Source organism: Catellatospora tritici, from assembly GCF_019083965.1.
In the GTDB taxonomy this organism is placed as follows: domain Bacteria; phylum Actinomycetota; class Actinomycetes; order Mycobacteriales; family Micromonosporaceae; genus Catellatospora; species Catellatospora tritici.
In genome coordinates this window covers 256,336-273,987 of record NZ_JAHRCY010000005.1, presented here as the reverse complement: position 1 = coordinate 273,987, position 17,652 = coordinate 256,336, and the positions used below count along the sequence as shown (strand labels likewise).

At 71.6% G+C, this 17,652-nt stretch carries 15 protein-coding genes; 9 read left to right on the top strand and 6 right to left on the bottom strand.

Annotated elements, in window-relative coordinates; all coding sequences use genetic code 11:
* Nucleotides 1-95: 95 nt before the first annotated feature.
* Nucleotides 96-1,718, bottom strand: a complete 1,623-nt coding sequence (locus KUA19_RS13545) for an MFS transporter (RefSeq protein WP_217396310.1) — start codon at nucleotides 1,716-1,718, stop codon at nucleotides 96-98.
* A gap of 184 nt (nucleotides 1,719-1,902) precedes the next feature.
* On the opposite strand from KUA19_RS13545, the gene KUA19_RS13540 reads away from it, so the two are divergent.
* Nucleotides 1,903-3,309, top strand: coding sequence for an aminopeptidase P family protein (locus KUA19_RS13540; RefSeq protein WP_217396309.1), 1,407 nt, complete (start codon nucleotides 1,903-1,905; stop codon nucleotides 3,307-3,309).
* 60 nt (nucleotides 3,310-3,369) lie between these two features.
* Here the strand turns inward: KUA19_RS13540 and KUA19_RS13535 are convergent, their stop codons facing one another.
* The gene (locus KUA19_RS13535) at nucleotides 3,370-4,074 is read right to left on the bottom strand and encodes a hypothetical protein (RefSeq protein WP_217396308.1); all 705 of its coding nucleotides are present in this window, start codon (nucleotides 4,072-4,074) and stop codon (nucleotides 3,370-3,372) included.
* A 95-nt stretch (nucleotides 4,075-4,169) separates the two neighbouring features.
* A complete protein-coding gene (locus KUA19_RS13530; RefSeq protein WP_217396307.1) occupies nucleotides 4,170-7,733 on the bottom strand; it encodes a choice-of-anchor D domain-containing protein in 3,564 nt (1,187 codons plus the stop codon).
* Nucleotides 7,734-8,052: 319 nt separating this feature from the next.
* Here KUA19_RS13530 and KUA19_RS13525 point away from each other — a divergent pair, with 319 nt between their 5' ends.
* Nucleotides 8,053-8,925 carry an ATP-grasp domain-containing protein gene (locus KUA19_RS13525; RefSeq protein WP_308167432.1) on the top strand — a complete coding sequence of 291 codons (873 nt, stop codon included), beginning with the start codon at nucleotides 8,053-8,055 and terminating at the stop codon, nucleotides 8,923-8,925.
* 62 nt (nucleotides 8,926-8,987) lie between these two features.
* On the opposite strand, the gene KUA19_RS13520 is transcribed toward KUA19_RS13525, so the two are convergent.
* The 3 genes from KUA19_RS13520 to KUA19_RS13510 all read right to left on the bottom strand — a co-directional run bounded on the left by KUA19_RS13520 (nucleotide 8,988) and on the right by KUA19_RS13510 (nucleotide 11,980).
* Complete coding sequence (locus KUA19_RS13520; protein ID WP_217396306.1) at nucleotides 8,988-9,800, bottom strand: dioxygenase family protein; 813 nt, start codon at nucleotides 9,798-9,800, stop codon at nucleotides 8,988-8,990.
* 37 nt (nucleotides 9,801-9,837) lie between these two features.
* Nucleotides 9,838-10,740: a helix-turn-helix domain-containing protein gene (locus tag KUA19_RS13515; RefSeq protein ID WP_217396305.1), complete on the bottom strand. Its 903-nt coding sequence runs from the start codon at nucleotides 10,738-10,740 to the stop codon at nucleotides 9,838-9,840.
* A 184-nt stretch (nucleotides 10,741-10,924) separates the two neighbouring features.
* A complete protein-coding gene (locus KUA19_RS13510; protein ID WP_217396304.1) occupies nucleotides 10,925-11,980 on the bottom strand; it encodes a LacI family DNA-binding transcriptional regulator in 1,056 nt (351 codons plus the stop codon).
* A 131-nt stretch (nucleotides 11,981-12,111) separates the two neighbouring features.
* Between KUA19_RS13510 and KUA19_RS13505 the strand changes: the two genes are divergently transcribed.
* The 7 genes from KUA19_RS13505 (at nucleotide 12,112) to KUA19_RS13475 (ending at nucleotide 17,494) form a co-directional block, all read left to right on the top strand.
* A complete protein-coding gene (locus KUA19_RS13505) occupies nucleotides 12,112-12,474 on the top strand; it encodes a VOC family protein (RefSeq protein WP_217396303.1) in 363 nt (120 codons plus the stop codon).
* 75 nt (nucleotides 12,475-12,549) lie between these two features.
* On the top strand, nucleotides 12,550-13,602 hold the full coding sequence (locus tag KUA19_RS13500; protein ID WP_217396302.1) for a zinc-dependent alcohol dehydrogenase family protein: 1,053 nt from the start codon (nucleotides 12,550-12,552) through the stop codon (nucleotides 13,600-13,602).
* 10 nt (nucleotides 13,603-13,612) lie between these two features.
* Entirely contained in the window at nucleotides 13,613-14,065 is a 453-nt protein-coding gene (locus tag KUA19_RS13495; protein ID WP_217396301.1) for an Lrp/AsnC family transcriptional regulator, read from the top strand.
* A gap of 110 nt (nucleotides 14,066-14,175) precedes the next feature.
* Nucleotides 14,176-14,544: an SCP2 sterol-binding domain-containing protein gene (locus tag KUA19_RS13490; protein WP_217396300.1), complete on the top strand. Its 369-nt coding sequence runs from the start codon at nucleotides 14,176-14,178 to the stop codon at nucleotides 14,542-14,544.
* A gap of 2 nt (nucleotides 14,545-14,546) precedes the next feature.
* Nucleotides 14,547-16,616, top strand: coding sequence for an amylo-alpha-1,6-glucosidase (locus tag KUA19_RS13485; protein WP_217396299.1), 2,070 nt, complete (start codon nucleotides 14,547-14,549; stop codon nucleotides 16,614-16,616).
* Nucleotides 16,617-16,709: 93 nt separating this feature from the next.
* Nucleotides 16,710-17,153 (top strand): DUF6325 family protein, encoded by a 444-nt coding sequence (locus tag KUA19_RS13480; protein ID WP_217396298.1) that lies wholly within the window; start codon nucleotides 16,710-16,712, stop codon nucleotides 17,151-17,153.
* A 23-nt stretch (nucleotides 17,154-17,176) separates the two neighbouring features.
* Nucleotides 17,177-17,494 carry an SHOCT domain-containing protein gene (locus KUA19_RS13475; protein ID WP_217396297.1) on the top strand — a complete coding sequence of 106 codons (318 nt, stop codon included), beginning with the start codon at nucleotides 17,177-17,179 and terminating at the stop codon, nucleotides 17,492-17,494.
* Nucleotides 17,495-17,652: the final 158 nt, after the last annotated feature.

Here is a 17,652-nt window from a genome sequence, read left to right as displayed (position 1 = left end):
TCCTCGATAATCGCGGCCGCACACCTACACATAGGTGTGCATCGATCGGTAAGTCTATTTAGGATGCGCTTTGCCGCGCAACCGGCAGCGGCGGCTCATTCGGATCCGGCTGGCGCGTCGGCCGTCGGCGGTCGGTCGGGGAGCTTCCGGCAGCAGAACAGCGCCGCCAGCGCGATCAACGACAGCAGGCCCAGCGCGGCCCGCAGGCCCGCCAGTCGGGCCTGTTCGTTCTCGGCCAGCACCGCCGCCGCGGTCTCCGGCGGCACACCCGCCGCGCCGAGCGCGGCTTCGAGTTGTGCGTCGGACAGGAACGGCACGCCCGCGGACAGCTCCACCTCGGCCTGAGCGGACAGGTCCGGGGGCACCGCCGGGTTGCCCGTGATCCCGGTGAGCAGCGACGCGGTCAGCCCGCCGATGAGCACCGCGCCGGCCAGCGCGGTGCCGATGGAGGCGCCCAGGTTGGTCATCGTGTTCTGCAGACCACCCACCTCGGCACTGCGCTCGTCAGGCTCGGCCGACACGGTGACGGCGCCGAGTTGCGAGGCCAGCGAGCCGATGCCCAGCCCGGCCAGCACCAGCGGCAGGGTCACGATCTCGGCTCCGGCGCCGGACTGCAACGCGGCCGCCAGCGTCACCAGGCCCGCCAGCAGCGTGGCGAAACCGACCCGGGCCACCTTCCGTGGTGAGGCGCGGGGCAGGAACCGCGGTACGCCGATCGCGGTCACCAGCAGCGCCAGCGACAGCGGCAGGATCCTGACCCCGGTCGCCACCGCCGACAGCCCGAGCGCCACGGACAGGAACAGCGGCACGGTGAAGAACAGGCCCGCCTGCAGCAGGTACTGGAAGCCGAACGCGGTCAGCCCGGCCCGCAGCACCCGGTTGTCCAGCATCGCCGGGTCCAGCAGCACCGGGCGGCCGCGGTCGCGGCGGGTCCGTTCGCGGCTCAGGAAGGCCAGCAGCACGGCGCCTCCGGCGAGCACCAGCCAGAGCACCGGCGACAGGCCCAACCAGGCGGGCCCGGTCGGCTTGGGGTTTACGAAGCCCCATACACCGCCGTGCAGCACGCCGTACACGATCAGGCCGAGGCCGAGCGCGCACAGGCCGGTGCCGCCCAGGTCGAGCTTGGTCTGGCGGTCGGGTGGCAGGTCGGCCAACCGGCGGGTGAGGGCCAGGATGGCCAGGACCACCACCACCTCCCCGGCGAACACCCACCGCCAGGACGCGTACGTGGTCAGTGTGCCGCCGACCAGCGGGCCGACCGCGACGGCGATGGCCCCGGCCGCCGCGACCAGGCCGTAGGCGCGCGGGCGCTGGGATCGGGGAAAGTTGGTGGCGACCAGCGCGACGATCGCGGGCAGGATCAGCGCCGCGCCGAGGCCCTCCAGCACCGACCAGCCGATCAGGAGGATCACCAGGGTGGGGGCGAGCGCGGTCAGCAGTGACCCGCATCCGTAGATCACGCAGCCCAGCGCGAACGCGCGCTTGTACCCCATGATCTTGCCGATCCTGCCACCGGTGATCATGAATGCCGCCATCACCAGGGTGTACAGCGTGATGGCGGTCTGGATGCCGGTGACGTCGGTGCCCACGTCCTCGGCCACGGTCGCGATGGACACGTTCATGACCGAGCTGTCGAGCGTCATCAGGAACTGGCCACAGGCCAGCGTGGCGAGCACCATGCCCGCACCGCGCGCGGGTGGCTGCGGGACGACGGCCATGGGCTGCTCCCTTCCGCTGGCGATCCACTGTCAGCGTCCCCGACCGACCGCGTCGGGGTACGCGGTTCGCCGGGATGGCCCCGGTAACGCCCCGGCGGTCGTCCGTCGCGGGACAGGTTGGTAAGGACCACATGGCGATCCGGTAATGTCTGCTCGACTCGACGGCGAGAGGTAGGAGCAGCCCATGGCGGAGCAGAAGTTCCACACCGGCAGTCACGATCTGCCCGTGTCGGCGGCCCTGGAAGAGTTCATGCGTACGGGCTGGCTCGACTCCGAGCACCACGACCTGCCCGCCGCCGAGGTCGCGGCGTGGACCCCGGCGCGGCGCAGGCGGCTGCACCAGGCGTTCCCCGGGCACCGGATCGTGGTCCCGGCGGGCGGCTTCAAGCCGCGCTCCAACGACCAGGACTACCGCTTCCGCCCGCACTCGGCCTACGTCTGGTTGACCGGCGACCAGTCCAGCGACGGCGTGTTCGTGCTCGAACCCGACGGCGACAGCACCCTCTACCTGCGCCCCCGCTCGGCCCGCGACAACGGCGAGTTCTTCCGCGACCGCCGCTACGGCGAGCTGTGGGCCGGGCGCCGCGCCACGCTGGGGGAGAGCGCCCGCCGCCTGGGACTTGCCACCCGCCACCTGGCCGAGCTGGCCGCGGCGCTCAAGCCCGACACCCCGACGTTGGTCCTGCGCGGGCTCGACGCCGAGGTCGACGCCCTGGTCGCCCCCGCCTCGGCCGACGCCGAACTCAGGGCGGTGCTGGCCGAGCTGCGCCTGATCAAGGACGCCTGGGAGATCGGGCAGCTGGAGCAGGCCGTGGCGATCACGACCCGGGGCTTCGAGGACGTGGTGCGGGCCCTGCCGCAGGCCAAGGCCACTTCCGAACGCCTGCTCGAAGGCGTGTTCTGGCAGCGGGCCCGGCTGGAGGGCAACGAGGTCGGCTACCACTCGATCGTGGCCGCCGGGGCCCACGCCGCGACGCTGCACTGGATCGACAACGACGGCCCGGTCCGCGACGGCGAGTTGCTGCTGCTGGACGCCGGGGTGGAGACCCGCGACCTGTACACCGCCGACATCACCCGGGTGCTGCCGATCTCCGGCCGGTTCACCCCGCTGCAGCGCGACCTGTACGAGCTGTGCCGCGCCGCCAACGACGCCGCCCTGGCCGCGTTGGTGCCGGGGGCCGCCTACCGGGACTTCCACCGGGCCGCGATGCGGGTCTTCGCCTACGGCCTGGCCGACCTGGGCATCCTGCCGTGCTCGGCCGAGCAGGCCCTGGACGAGGACAGCGGCCTGTACCGCCGCTGGACGCTGTGCGGCTCCGGCCACATGCTGGGGCTGGACGTGCACGACTGCGCCGCCGCCCGCGCCGACCACTACCTCGACGGGCGTCTGACTCCAGGGCACGTGCTCACCGTCGAACCGGGCATCTACTTCCAGCCCGACGACGCGCTCATCCCGGCGGAGTTGCGCGGGTACGGCTTCCGCATCGAGGAGGACCTGCTCATCACCGACACCGGCTACCGGATGCTGTCCGCCGACCTGCCCCGCACGGCCGACGACGTCGAGTCCTGGATGCACCGGGTGGCGTCGTGACCTGCGGCGCGTACGGCGCCGAGCTGGATCGTCGGGCGGGTCGCGGACCCGGACCGGGGCTCAGCACAGGTCGTCACCCTCGCGGAACAGGATCCGCCAGAAGCCGGTGATCCAGCCCAGCCACCAGGCCAGGTAGGCCGCTGCGCCGCCGACGAGCAGCGTGGCGAACCACCACTGCTCGCGTGCGCCGCCGCCGGACGCCTCGAACACGGCCGTGCGGTCACCGGTGTCGACCGCACGGATCCGATCGCCGGCGCGCACCTGCGCCGGGGGATCCCAGATCCAGACACCGGCACGGTCCACGGCGCCGTCGTCGCTGCGGAACGTGCCGGTCCAGGAACAGGTCCTGTTGCAGGTGCGCTCCTCGGTGACCGCCCAGCCGGGGCGGCCCTGGCCGTGCCACGCCTGCCACGCCGGTCCCGCGTCGATCCCGCCGAGGATCGCGAAGACCAGCGCCATCGGAGGCATGAAGTACCGGAAGAACCAGCGGCGGTACCTCACCTCCCGAGCCGCGTCGAGCCGCTTGTCGGCCGCCATGCGCCGCTCGCCGTAGACCCGCCGCATGACGTGTCGCGCCAGCGGCCAGTAGAGCACCGCGACCGGGATGCCCCAGAACTTGACGTGGCGCCAGTCGTTGCCCGGGAAGACCAGCTCGACGAGCCCGATCATGGCGGCGAGAAGGCTGAGAAAGACCACGATCGCGAGAAGCTTCGCCCGGCCCGGAATGCTTGGCTCGGCCACGGCAGGCGGTGAGGTGGGCGGCACGCCCGGCATCGTAGTGACCGGCCGCCATTCGTGCGGTACACGCGGGCGGGGCCGCCGGTCGATGCCCGGCGGCCCCGCGTGTCAGCGATCCGTGGTCAGAAGTTCCAGACCTGGAAGCCGGAGATCTGGCCCGCGGGCCAGACGGTGTTCGCCGTGATGTTCAGCCGGAAGTAGCGCTGGGTGGTCGCGGTGAAGGTGATGGTCACGGTGTTGTTGCTCGACGGGTTGAACGTGTACGCCGCCGACGCCTTCACCGTGCTGAAGTTGCTGCCGTCGGTGCTGCCAAGGATCGACAGCGTCTGGCTGCGCGCGCCCCACGAGGCGGGCAGTTGCAGCACGACCTTGCCGGCCGACTGCGCCGAACCGAGGTCGACCTGCACCCACTGCGGGAACGCGTTGTTGTTGCTCTCCCAGTAGGTGTTCTGGTCGGCGTCGGTGACGTTGCCCGAGCCGTACACCTGGGTGTGGCTGGACTCGCTGGTGGGCTTGCCCGCGGCCAGGTTGGTGGCGACCGCCCCGGCCCCGGTGCCCGTCAGCGCGACCGTGGTCGGGCTGTTGGTGGCGTTGCTGGTGATGGTCAGCGTGCCGGTGCGGGTGCCCGAGGCGGTCGGCCGGAAGCTGACGTTGACGGTGCAGGACGCGCCGGCGGCCAGCGAGCTGCCGCAGGTGTTGGTCTGCAGGTAGTCACCGCTGACCGATACCGCCGAGATCGCCGCGGCGGCGTTGCCGGTGTTGGTCACCGTGACCGCCTGCGCGGCGCTGGTGGTGTTCAGGGCCTGGCTGGCGAAGGTGAGCGAGGATGGGTTGGTGCTCAGCGTCGCCGAGGTGGGCGGGTTGCCGCCGCTGGGGTAGACCTCCAGCTCGGACAGCTGCCCGGCGGGCCAGCCGGAGTTGGCCGTGATGTTGATCCGGACGTACTGCGCGCTGGTCGCCGTGAAGGTGATCGTGGCGGCGTTGCCCGTGGCCGGGTTGAACGTATACGTGCCCGACGCGACCGTGCTGAACGAGCTGCCGTTGGTGCTGGTCTGCACCGACAGCGTCTGCGTCCGGGTGGCCCACGCCGCCGCCGGCGGCAGCTTGAGGGTCACCTTGTTGATGCTGGTCGCGGCGCCGAGGTCGGTCTGCACCCACTGCGGGAACGCGTTGTTGACGCTCTCCCAGTAGGTGTCGGCGTTGCCGTCGGTGACCAGGTTCGGGGTCTGCACCCCGTTGACCTGGCTGCTGGCGGTGGCCGGGCGGCCCAGGGCGATGTTGGTGTCGGCGCCGACGCCGCTGCCGGAGAGGCTGACCGTGGTTGGGCTGTTGTTGGCGTTGCTGGTGACGGTGAGCGTGCCGGTGCGGGCGCCCGACGTGGTCGGGGCGAACCGGACCGTGACCGTGCAGCTCGCGCCGACGGCGACGCTGCCACAGGTGTTGGTCTGGCTGAAGTCGCCGCTGGTGCTGACCGCCGACACGGTCGCGGTGGTGGTGCCGCTGTTGGTGACAGTCACCGTCTGGGTCGCCGACTGGCTGCCGACGGTGGTGGCGGGGAAGGTCAGCGCGGACGGGTTGGCGGTCAGGATCGGCCCCGGCGCCACACCGGTGCCCGACAGCGGCACGGTGCTGGTGACGCCCGCGGCGACCACGGTCAGGTTGCCGGTGCGGTTACCCGCGGCGGTCGGGGTGAACGTGACGTTGACGGTGCAGGAGGCGCCCGCGGCGATGCTGCTGCCGCAGGTGTTGGTCTGCGCGAAGTCACCGGAGGTGGCGATCGAGGTCACCGGCGCGGCGGCCGTGCCGGTGTTGGTGACCGTGACGGCCTGCGCGGCGGTGGTGGTGCCGGTGGCGACCGAGCCGAAGCCGAGTGCGCTGGGGCTCACCGAGATCGCCGACCCGTTGTCGGGCAGGTAGGGCGGGAACGCCGGGTTGGTGATGTTGCTGCAGCCGGTGGAGCCGAAGATGCCGGAGTTGCCGCCGCCGTCGGTGAGGGTGAACCCGACGCCGCAGTTGTAGACCGCGGCCGGGGCCCCGGTGCCGGTGGCGGTGCTGTTGGTGATCGTCGCCGAGCCGCCGACCTGCTCCTGGACCACCCAGGTGCCGGTGTTCTGGATCGTGGCGTTGTTGATCTTCACGTTGGTGATGTTCGAACCCGAGACGAACTGGATCGCCTCGAACGGGCTCTGCTGGATCAGGATGTTGTCGACGTTGGTCAGGCCGGTCATGGCGCCGTCACGGGCGTCGAACCACAGCGCGCCCACGCCGAAGTTCCAGTTCGGGTCCAGCGCGCCCGAGCGGATGATGGTGTTGCGCAGCACGTCGGTGCGGCCCAGCGTGGTGGAGGCGAACCGCTGCGCGACGTGGATGCCGCCACCCTGGGTCAGGCCGGAGTCGATGACCCGGTTGTCGGTCACGAAGTTGTCGTGGCCGCCGTAGATCGCGATGCCGTTGGCCAGGATCGGGTACTGCACGGTGTTGTGGTCGAAGCTGTTGCCCGAGTCGGCGTTGCTCTCCGCCCACATGGCCAGCGCGTCGTCACCGGCGTTGCGCACGTCGCTGTTGGTGACCTTGGAGTTGGTGACGCCGTTGTGGAAGTTGATGCCGTCGGCGGTGTAGTTGCGCAGCCGCATCCCGCTGAACACCAGGTTGTTGAACGGGCCGTCCATCCACGCGCCGACCTTGGTGTGCTCGATCCACACCCGGTCCACGGTGGAGTTGCTCATCGCGCCGCCGATGCCGTTGACCTGGTCGCCGTCGTTGCGCTCCTGCACGTTGCCGAAGATCGCGAAGTCGGCCAGGTGCACGTTGCTGCTCGGCGTCGGCGGGTAGTTGCCGTAGAAGCCGATGCGGTCACCGGTGGTGCGCGAGTGCCACATGCCCGCGCCCTTGATGGTCACGTTGTTGACCGCGATGTGCCCCAGGATCTTGAACGTGCCCTGCGGGATCCACACCGTGCCGCCCGCGCCCGCCGAGGCGATCGCGGAGTTCATCGCCGAGGTGGAGTCGGCGACACCGGTCGGGTCGGCGCCCTTGCTGGTGATCGAGACCGATCCGGCGGGCTGCGACAGCGGCCCGGCCACGTTCTCGAAGTCGGCGAAGTCGATCGTGTACGACGAGGCCGTCGAGTCCGAGTCCACCTGCAGCTTGAACTTCGTACCCACCGGGTAGGTCGTGCCGAACAGCCGGTTGACGTCGTCGTAGAAGTGGTGCGGGTTGCTACCCGGGGAGTTGGTGAAGGGGTAGCCGCCGTAGTACCAGCTGTAGGCGTTGGTCAGGGTGAAGTTCGTCTGCCGGGTGCCGTTGATGTACAGCGACAGCGGTGCCGTGTACACCGAGCCGCTGCCGGAGTCCGGGATGCTGTAGCGGAACACGATCGAGTTCGTGGTCACCGGGGTGGTGAACTCGACGTACTTGCCCGAGCCCGACAGCGTCACCGCCTTGCGGTAGGACGCCTCCGCGGCGAGCGTGTTGTACGCCGCGGTCGGCCCGATCACCGTGCCGTTGGTGGCGGCGTTCTCGGCCTGCACCTGCACGTAGGGCAGGGTCGCGCCGACGCCGCCGGTCGCGGCCGCCAGCGCGGGCTGCGCCGACAGGGCCACGATCCCGGCTGCGACGAGCAGCCCGGTGGACAGGAGGGCACCGGCGCGGATCGCCCGGCCGGTGCCTGAGGAGAGTCTGGACATCACAGCTCGCTCTCGGGGACGGGTGCCGAGAGGCCCGTCACCGTTTGCGGCACCGGCGCCCGTGCCCGGGCGCGCGGCATCCGCCGACGGGGGCGGTCGGCTCGGCGCGATTACAGCCGCCCCGACCGTGCCGACCTGGGGGGACAGGGGAACGGCTCGGCCGATGACGGTTTGCTTGCCGCACCGGAGCGGTTGGACGGTGCTGGATGGACCGTAACCCTCTGGACACACGCGCGCAATATCCGGACCGAATTTATGCATGGGCTTGCGCATGGTTACGTAACATCGGGACTTGCGTTGCGCTGCATAAGATGCGGCGGTGACCGCCTCCGCGTTGCTGGTGCCCGCCGATCCGCTGGCCGAACGCCGCCCCGACCCGCACTTCGCCGCCGAGGCGGCGGCCATCCGCGAGCTCGGCCGCACCGTGGCGCTGCTCGACCATGACGCGCTGCTCGCCGGGGACGCGACGGCCGCGGTGCGCCGGGTTCCGCTCGAACTCGGCGAATGCTGGTATCGCGGCTGGATGATCCCCGCCGACCACTACGCCGAACTGGCGACGGCTCTCGCCCGGCGCGGTGCCGCACTGCGCGTGCCGCCGGGGGACTACCGGGCCGCCCACGAACTGCCCGGCTGGTACGCGCACTTCGCCGCGGTCACTCCGGACAGCGTCTGGCTACCCTGGCCGCCCGGCGTCCCGCCGTCGGTCGACGAGGTCGCGGCGCTGGTCGCCCCACTGGGGATGGGTCCAGCGGTGGTCAAGGACTACGTCAAGTCGCGCAAGCACGAGTGGGACGAGGCCTGCTTCATTCCCGAGTTGGCCGACACCGCGCACGCATACCGGGTGGTCGCCCGCATGGTCGAGCTGCAGGACGACTTCCTCGCCGGCGGGATCGTGGTGCGGCGGTTCGAGGCTTTTCAGCGCTCCGGCGGCCGAGCCGTCGAGGCGCGCGTCTGGTGGGTGAGCGGGCAGCCAGTGCTGGTCGGCGCGCATCCGGACACCCCGGATCTGACCGCCGAGCCGAACCTGGACGCGATCGCGCCGCTGGTGCGCGAGTTCGGACCCCGGTTCGTCACCACCGATGTGGCGCAGCGCGACGACGGCGTGTGGCGGGTCGTCGAGGTCGGCGACGGCCAGGTCAGTGACCTTCCCCGCGGTGCCGATCCGGCGGCGGTCCTGGCGAACCTGACCTGAGACGGTGCGGGCGGCGCAGGCGCCCGAAGCGGTGGTGCCTGCGCCGCTGCTCCGGCCGCCCGTCAGCGGCGCCGCCACAGGGCGGGGGTGTTCGGCGGCTCCCAGCCCGGCAGCGAGGTGTGCGCGATCTGGCAGACGTACGCGGCGCCGCCGTAGGTGACCTGCGCGCCCACGGCGTACGCCACGCCGGGTCGCCACGTGCTGCCGCCGGGCGGGGTCGGGCTCGGTGGCGTCGTCGGAGTCGGGGAGGGCGACGACGGCACACCAGGCACGTTCAGGACGAAGTCGAACGTGGCCTGTCCGGCCGAACCGACCGTCATCAGCAGCGCCGGGTCGTACAGGGTGTCGGTGCTGTTGCGGGGTTCGTTCGGGAAATACAGCTGCGTGGTGAGGATCGGGCGGCCCGGCGCCTGCGCCTTCACATGGATGTGGCGGGTGCGGCCCGGATAGAGCCCCGGCACGATGGTGGTCAGGGTGAACCGCCCCTGCGCGTCGGTGAGCTGGTGGCCACGGAAGCGGTTGCCGACGTTGTCGTAGGCGCCCGCGTTGTCGGCCTGCCAGAAGTCCAGCAGGACCCCGGCGATCGGCTGGCAGGCCAGCCCGACCACGTACCCGGTCAGGGTCAGCCGGGTGCCGGTGCCGTCGAGCATCGAGGTCCGCAGCGGCGAGCCGGGCTTGAAGTAGGGGCCCTCCAGCTGCGGCGGGGTCAGGTCGTCGTCACACGACTGCGGGGTCGCCGTCAGCGGTTGTCCGGACGGCGTCCGGGCCAGCGCCGGTACGCCCGCCAGCAGCAGCGGCGCCGCGGGCACCACCACGGCGGCGCGCAGCAGGGTCTTGCGGGTGACGCCCACGGGGCGCGGTTCGTCGTCGGTCATCAGCACTCTCCTTCACAACGATGCCGTCGTAGCCACGCTAGGTGCCGACATCGTCGTGATTCGATGGACGAGATCCGGTGATCGTGGTGCTTTCCGCGTCGCCACAGCTGGCGCGGCGGAAAGCACCCGGGGTCGAACCCGTCTGCCTGCGGAAGAAGCGGCAGAAGTACGCCGGGTCGACGAACCCGACCTCGTGGGCGACCTGCGCCACCGTCAGCCGGGTGCCTGCCAGCAGCCGCATCGCCTCGACCGCGCACGCCTGCCGGATCAGGTCACCCGGCGTGCGCCCGGTGGCCGCGCGCACCGCGTCGCCGAGGTGCCCGGCGGAGACACCCAGCGCGGCCGCATACTCGCCGACCGTACGCAGGCCGCCGCCGGGTCGTGCGGCCAGGTCGCAGAACCGTCTGGCCAGCTGCGCCCGCTGCCCGCCGACCCCGCCGGGCGCGGGCGCCCCGGCCTGCCGGGCCGCCGTCGCCAGCAGGATGTGCAGGTACGCCCGAAGCACGCCCAGGGTGTCCGCGGCGGGGCAGGCGTACTCCCGGCGCATCCGCGCGACGATCGTGCCGGCGTGCTCGCCCGCGTCCGGGCCCAGGCTGACGCACGGCCGGTGTCCGAACCGGTGCAGCAGCTCGCGTACGCGCGGGCTGCCGGCCAGGAACTCCTCGCCGAGCAGGATCAGCCAGCCCTCCAGCGCGGACGCGTCGCGCCAGTGGTGGGTGCGTCCTGGCAGGACGACCGCCAGGTGCGGCGGCCGCAGCGGATACCCGGCGAGGTCGACCACGTGGGTCCCGGTGCCCGCCCGGACCAGGACCACCTCATAGAAGGTGTGCCGGTGCGGGAACGGCGCGTGCGACAGCGGCCCGAGCGCCTCGAACGTGTCGACCGCGAACGGCACCGTGAGTGTCTGGGTCGCGGTGAGGCGGTGCAGGGGTAGGGACATATGTCGAGCCTGCGCGGCGGCGGCCGGACGCGGGCAGTGCCGACCCGGTCCTATCGCGCACCCGGTCGCCGGTCCGGCGGCCGGGTCGGCCACTCGCCTGCCCTGGCCCGCCGCAGCGGGCAAACGTGGCCCGGAACCGGTTCCGCGGGCACCGGGCGGTCAGGACGGCACCGCGGGCCGGGTGTCACATCCGCGGCAGCACCGGCTTGCCCGCCGCACGGCGGCTGCGCTGCCCCGGAATGCGCCCCACCTGCGGCGTCGTGGCCCGGACCACCAACGAAGTCGGCAGCAGCGTCGGCCCGGCCGGGGTCACGTCGCCGCCGATCAGGTCCAGCAGCAGCCGCGCGGCCGTACCGCCGAGTTCCGGCCAGGGCACCCGCACCGTCGTCAGCGCCGGATGCGTGTACGCCGCCAGCGGCAGATCGTCGAAGCCGATCACCGCCACCTCGCCGGGCACCGACCGGCCCGCCTCGCGCAGGGCCCGCAGCGCCCCGGCCGCCATCGCGTCACCGTGCACGAACAGGCCGTCGAAGAACTGCCGGGCCCGCAGCAGCCGCTGCGCCGCGTCGTAGCCGCCCTGTTCGGTGCCGTCGGCCTCGGTGACGCAGGCGGCCCGCAGCACCGCCCCGGTGGCGGCCAGCCGGTCGGTGAACCCGCCGGCGCACTCCATCACCGCCACATGATCGGAAGGTCCTGTGATCATGGCCAGCCGCAGCCGCCCGGCGAGCAGCAGATGCTCGGCCGCCCGACGTCCGCCGTCGGCATGGTCGGTGGCGACGGCGGGCAGCGTCGACTCGCTACGACCGTCCACGACCACCACCGGCACCCCGCGCTCGCTGAGTACACGCAGCTCGGAGGCGGTGTCGGCGGGGAACACCGCGAGCACCCCGTCGAAGGACTGTGCCGCGGCACGGGCGGCGAACCGGTCCCAGCCGGTGCCGTCGCCCGCCGGATGCAGTGACAGTGTGTAACCGTCCGCCTGCATCACCTCGGCGGCGCCGTGCAGCAGCTCCGACAGCCACGGTGTGCGCAGGTCCGGCGTCAGCACACCGAGGGCCCGGGTCCGGCCGCGGGCCAGGTCGACGGCGTGCGAGCTCGGCACGTACCCGGTCTCGGCCATGATCTGCTGGATGCGCTGCTGAGTGGCCGGGTCGACATCGGGCCGGGCATTGAGCACCCGCGACACCGTCGCCTTGCTCACCCCGGCCAGCCGCGCGATGTCGGCGATGGTCGTGCGCATGGGCACCTCCGCTGCGGTACCGGTACCGGAAGCGGTAACGGTCACCTACGGTAAGACCCCTCCGGCTGAGGATGTCAAGGGGCGGGATATCCGATGGCGCCCGTACCCAAACCTGCCACTAGGTTGGCGCCATGCCGTACATCTCCTCGGTCGTGATCCACTGTCGTGACCCTTATGTCATGGCCCCGTTCTGGAGCCTGGTCACCGGGCTGCCCATCGTCGACGAGGACGCGGCCAAGCTCGCCGACCGCAGCCTCGCGGAGCGCGAGTCGGTGCTGCTGCACGACCCGTCGGGCACCGAGCCGGACGTGTGGATCGCTCCGGCGTTGGACCTGCTGCCGGTCGGTCGCATCCACCTCGACATCGTCGCCGACGACGACGAGCGGGCCGAGATCGTCGCCGCGGGCGCGACCCTGGTCCGCGAGCAGGAGGACCTGACCGTCTTCACCGACCCGGAGGGCAACGAGTTCTGCCTGCTGCGCGAGCGGCACTGACGGCGGCACGGGCGGCGGCGCGGACACGGCCGCGTCCGCCCGTGCCCGCGCGGCGGCGACCACTACGATGATCACATGCGCGCTACGGTGATCTACGCCCCGCACGACATCCGGGTGGAGGACGTGCCCGACGCGACCCTGCGGGAGCCGACCGATGCCGTGGTGCGGGTGACGCACGCCTGCATCTGCGGCAGCGACCTGTGGGCGTACCAGGGGGTGGCCACCAGGCAGCCGGGCCAGCGCATCGGGCACGAGTTCCTGGGCGTGGTCGAGGCCGTGGGCGCCGACGTCACCACGGTCAAGGTGGGCGAGCTGGTCGTGGCGCCGTTCGTGTGGTCGGACGGCACCTGCCAGTTCTGTCGCGAGGGCCTGCACACCTCCTGCCCCGATGGTGGCTTCTGGGGTCAGCCCGGCTCCGACGGCGGCCAGGGCGAGGCCGTGCGCGTCCCGTACGCCGACGGCACCCTGGTCGGGCTGCCGTCCGGGCTCGGCGACGCCGAACTGGTCAAGATCCTCGCGCTGTCCGACGTCATGTCCACCGGCCACCACGCCGCCCTGGCGGCCGGCGCGCGTCCCGGCGCGACCGTCGCGGTCGTCGGCGACGGCGCGGTCGGGCTGTGCGGCGTGCTCGCCGCGCACCGGCTGGGCGCCGAGCGCATCATCGCGCTGGGCCGCCACGACGCGCGTACGGCGTTGGCGCGCCGGTTCGGCGCCACCGATGTGATCGCCGAGCGCGGCGACGAGGCCGTCGCGGCCGTACGCGAGCTGACCGGTGGCCACGGCGCGCACGCCGTCATCGAGGCGGTCGGCACAGAGCAGTCCATGCGCACCGCCATCGGCGTGGCCCGCGACGGGGGCGCGGTCGGGTTCGTCGGGGTGCCGCACGGCGGCTCGGCCGGGGTCGACATCGGCGACATGTTCGGCCGCAACATCGCGCTGCGCGGCGGCGTGGCCCCGGCGCGGGCGTACATTCCGGAGCTGCTGGCCGACGTGCTGGCGGGCACGCTGGACCCGAGCCCGGTGTTCGACGTCTCCGTCGGGCTGGACGGGGTGCCCGGCGGATATGCCGCAATGAACGACCGCAAGGCGCTCAAAGTGCTGGTGCGCCCCGGCGGGGGGTCGGTGTAGCTTGAGCGCCGTGGAAGAGACCGACCAGGCCATCGTTTCGGCCCTGACCGCCGACGGGCGGATGTCGTACACGGACCTGGCCGAGAAGGTCGGACTCTCCGTCTCCGCGGTGCACCAGCGGGTGCGCCGCCTGGAGCAGCGCGGTGTGATCACCGGGTACGGCGCACGGGTCGACTACCAGGCGATCGGGCTGCCGCTGACGGCGTTCGTGGCGATCCGGCCGTTCGACCCGGCGCAGCCCGACGACGCCCCGGAGCGGCTGGCGCACCTGTCGGAGATCGAGTCGTGCTTCTCGGTGGCGGGCGAGGACTTCTACATCCTGCTGGTCCGGGTCGCCTCACCGGCCGACCTGGAGCGGCTGCTGCAGGAGATCCGCACCTCGGCCAATGTCACGACGCGTACCACGGTGGTGTTGTCGACCCCATTCGAGCAGCGGGCGCCTCGGATCAACCTCAAGGAATGAGACCCGGCGGTTCGGGGTATAAATCGCATTGAAATACCACCGATCCGGACCGGTAGTACGCTCAGGGAGCATGCGCCTATAAGCGACAGCTCTCGGAGCGGATGATCACTATGGCGACGACGACGGCGACCGAGGAGTTCTTCGCCGCGCTGAACAGGCGGGGTCACGAACCGCTGCTGCGGCGGACTGAAGGCACGATCAGATTCGACATCGGCCCGGTGGGCAAGCCGCAGCAGCGCTGGCTGGTGACGCTGAACCGCGGCGACATCTCGGTGTCCCGCCGGGGCGGCAAGGCCGACTGCATCGTGCAGGCCGACGCGGCCGCGTTCGACAAGATCGTCACTGGCAAGGACAACGGCTACGCGGCGTACCTGCGCGGGCTGGTCATCGCCACCGGGCGCCTCGAGCTGCTGCAGCTGTTCCAGCGCATGTTCGCCGGGCCGCCCGAGGCCGCCCGCCGCCGCGGAGAGGAAGGCTGACCATGGCCGCGCAGGTACGCATCCTCAACGGCAACACCTACGTCGTCAGCGACGAGCGCGGCGACATCGAGGCGACCTCCGCCGACCCGTCCGGTTTGTTCTCCTGGGACACCCGGTTCCTGTCCACCTGGGTGCTCACCGTCGACGGTCAGCGCCTCAGCCCGCTGTCCACCGACGACCTGCAGTACTTCCAGACCACCTATTTCCTCGTGCCGGGGACCGGGACCGTGTACATCGACGCGAAGCTGTCGGTGATCCGGAGCCGTTCGATCGACACTGGGGTCACCGAGTCCATCATGGTGATCAACCACGGCGACGGCCCGACCGACCTCACGATCCGCATCGACGCGGGGTCAGACTTCGCCGACCTCTTCGACGTCAAGAACGACCAGAAGAAGAAGGGAAAGCTCTACCGCAAGGTCGACGGCGACAAGCTCGTCTTCGGCTACCAGCGCGAGACCTTCCACCGCACCACCACCATCAGCGCCCAGCCCCGGGCCGACCTCGACGAGCACGGCCTGACCTGGACCGTCCGGCTGCAGCCGCAGCAGAACTGGTCCACCACGATCCGGGTCACCCCGACCGTGGTCGGCGCCAACGGAAAGCCCGCCAACCTGGCCCTGGCGGAGCCGCCCGACCTGGCCGGCGACCTGGACCGGTGGCTGGCCGAGGCGCCGCGGCTGGAGTGCGACTGGGAGCCGCTGCGCAGCACCTACCGCCGCAGCCTCATCGACCTGGCCGCGCTGCGCTTCTCGCCGTTGACCTCCGGTGGGCGAGCTCTGCCCGCCGCCGGGCTGCCGTGGTTCATGACCATGTTCGGGCGGGACAGCATCTTCACCAGCCTGCAGGCCCTGCCGTTCGCACCCGACCTGGCCGCCACCACCCTGCGCGAGCTCGCCGAACGCCAGGGGACCCGGTTCGACGACTTCCGCGACGAGGACCCCGGCCGCATCCTGCACGAGATCCGCTACGGCGAGACCGCGGCGTTCCTGGAGCAGCCGCACACCCCTTATTACGGCAACGCCGACGCCACCGCCCTGTTCGTGGTGCTGCTCGACGAGTACGAGCGCTGGACAGGGGACAAGCGACTCGTGCAGGACCTGGAGATCGAGGCGCGCGCCGCGCTGCGCTGGGTGCACGAGTACGCCGACCTGCTCGGCAACGGCTACGTCTGGTACCGCCGCCGCAACGAGAAGACCGGCCTGGAGAACCAGTGCTGGAAGGACTCCTGGGACTCCATCTCCTACCGCGACGGCCGCCTGCCGGGCTTCCCGCGCGCCACCTGCGAGCTGCAGGGCTACGCCTACGACGCCCGGGTGCGCGGCGCGCGGCTGGCCCGCGAGATCTGGCGCGACCCCGACTACGCCCAGGAGCTGGAGCGGCAGGCCGCCGACCTGAAGAAGCGGTTCAACCGCGACTTCTGGGTCGCCGACGGGCAGTACTACGCCCTGGCGCTGGACGCCGAGGGCGGGCAGGTCGACGCGTTGTCGTCCAACATCGGCCACCTGCTGTGGAGCGGCATCGTCGACAAGCCCCGGGCCAGGGCGCTGGCCAAGCACCTGCTCGGGCCGCGCCTGTTCTCCGGCTGGGGCGTGCGCACGCTGGCCGAGGGGGAGCGGCGGTACAACCCGATCGGCTACCACGTGGGCACGGTGTGGCCGTACGACAACTCGTTCATCGCCTGGGGGCTGCGCCGGTACGGCTTCAAGCGGGAGGCGGCGCAGATCGCCGCGGGCATCCTCGACGCGGCCGAGTACTTCGACGGACGGCTGCCGGAGGCGTTCGGTGGCTATCCGCGCGAGGCGACCCGCTATCCGGTGCAGTATCCGACGGCGTGCAGCCCACAGGCGTGGTCGACCGGGGCGCCGCTGCTGCTGCTGCGTACCATGCTCGGCCTGCAGCCGCTGGGCGACAGCCTGGTCGTCGATGCGGCTCTGCCCGAGGGCATCGGCCGGATCGAGCTGCTGGACATCCCCGGCCGGTGGGGACGGGTGGACGCGTTCGGGCGCGGCCGGTTCAAGGTCGAGACGCCCAGCCACCTGCGCCGGGAGCTCGGCACCTTCCGCCGCTGACCGTGCTGACCGAATCGCCGGTGGCACCGCCGCCGCGGACCTACGATGCAGATACGCGGCGGCGTGAGCGCGCCGGACGCCACGGGGGGCGAGATGAAAGACATCGAGGAGATGGGCCCGGTCGACTACCTGGTCCTGGAGTTTCCCGGCAACAGGATGACCGGCGAGGGGATCCCGCTGCTGCTGGACCTGGTCGACCGCGGCATCGTCCGCATCCTCGACCTGGCCTTCATCCGCAAGGAGACCGACGGCACGATCACCGCGGTCAAGGTCGAGGATATGGACGCCGCGGGCGCCAAGGACTTCGAGGTGTTCGTCGGCGCCTCCTCGGGGCTGCTCGGTCAGGAGGAGTTCCGGGAGGCGGCCGAGGTCATCGAGCCGGGCAACTCGGCGGGCATCCTGATCTACGAGAACACGTGGGCCGCGCCGCTGGCCGTGGCCTGGCGCAAGGGAGGCGCGCAGGTCATCGCGAACGGGCGGATCCCGGTGCAGGCCCTGGTCGCCGCGGCCGAATCCGGGACCGGGATCGGCACCTGAGCCAATCGAGACGGGGAGTGATCATGGGACTTCTACGGGGAGTCGCGCGCACCGCGGTCATCGCGGGCACCGCGACGGCGGTCTCCAACCGCGTGTCGCGCCGCCAGGCGGGCCGGTGGGCCGAGCAGGAGCAGGCGGAGGCCTACCAGCAGGAACAGCAGGCGCAGCAGCAGGCCGCGTACGCGGCACCGCCGCCGCCCCCGGCCGCCGCACCGGCTGCCGGCGGGGACCCGATGACGGCCAAGCTGGACCAGCTGAAGACCCTCGGCGACCTCAAAGCGCAGGGCATCCTGACCGAGGCCGAGTTCGAGCAGCAGAAGAACGCGATCCTGGCGAGCTGATCCGTACCTGACGACGGGAGCGGCGGGCCGGTGCCAACGGCCCGCCGCTCCCGTCGTGTACGCCCGGACCCGGGCAGTGACCGATCGCAGCTGTCGGTTTGCGGTGGGTCTTCGCATATCCACTACGGGTGTTAGGTGCCAGGAATATGTTGTTCTAA

Bases quoted from the DNA above. Each gene is read 5' to 3' on its own strand.
- KUA19_RS13545 (WP_217396310.1), bottom strand. From the start codon at position 1,718: ATGGCCGTCGTCCCGCAGCCACCCGCGCGCGGTGCGGGCATGGTGCTC.
- KUA19_RS13540 (WP_217396309.1), top strand. From the start codon at position 1,903: ATGGCGGAGCAGAAGTTCCACACCGGCAGTCACGATCTGCCCGTGTCG.
- KUA19_RS13530 (WP_217396307.1), bottom strand. From the start codon at position 7,733: ATGTCCAGACTCTCCTCAGGCACCGGCCGGGCGATCCGCGCCGGTGCC.
- KUA19_RS13520 (WP_217396306.1), bottom strand. From the start codon at position 9,800: ATGACCGACGACGAACCGCGCCCCGTGGGCGTCACCCGCAAGACCCTG.
- KUA19_RS13515 (WP_217396305.1), bottom strand. From the start codon at position 10,740: ATGTCCCTACCCCTGCACCGCCTCACCGCGACCCAGACACTCACGGTG.
- KUA19_RS13510 (WP_217396304.1), bottom strand. From the start codon at position 11,980: ATGCGCACGACCATCGCCGACATCGCGCGGCTGGCCGGGGTGAGCAAG.
- KUA19_RS13505 (WP_217396303.1), top strand. From the start codon at position 12,112: ATGCCGTACATCTCCTCGGTCGTGATCCACTGTCGTGACCCTTATGTC.
- KUA19_RS13500 (WP_217396302.1), top strand. From the start codon at position 12,550: ATGCGCGCTACGGTGATCTACGCCCCGCACGACATCCGGGTGGAGGAC.
- KUA19_RS13490 (WP_217396300.1), top strand. From the start codon at position 14,176: ATGGCGACGACGACGGCGACCGAGGAGTTCTTCGCCGCGCTGAACAGG.
- KUA19_RS13485 (WP_217396299.1), top strand. From the start codon at position 14,547: ATGGCCGCGCAGGTACGCATCCTCAACGGCAACACCTACGTCGTCAGC.
- KUA19_RS13480 (WP_217396298.1), top strand. From the start codon at position 16,710: ATGAAAGACATCGAGGAGATGGGCCCGGTCGACTACCTGGTCCTGGAG.
- KUA19_RS13475 (WP_217396297.1), top strand. From the start codon at position 17,177: ATGGGACTTCTACGGGGAGTCGCGCGCACCGCGGTCATCGCGGGCACC.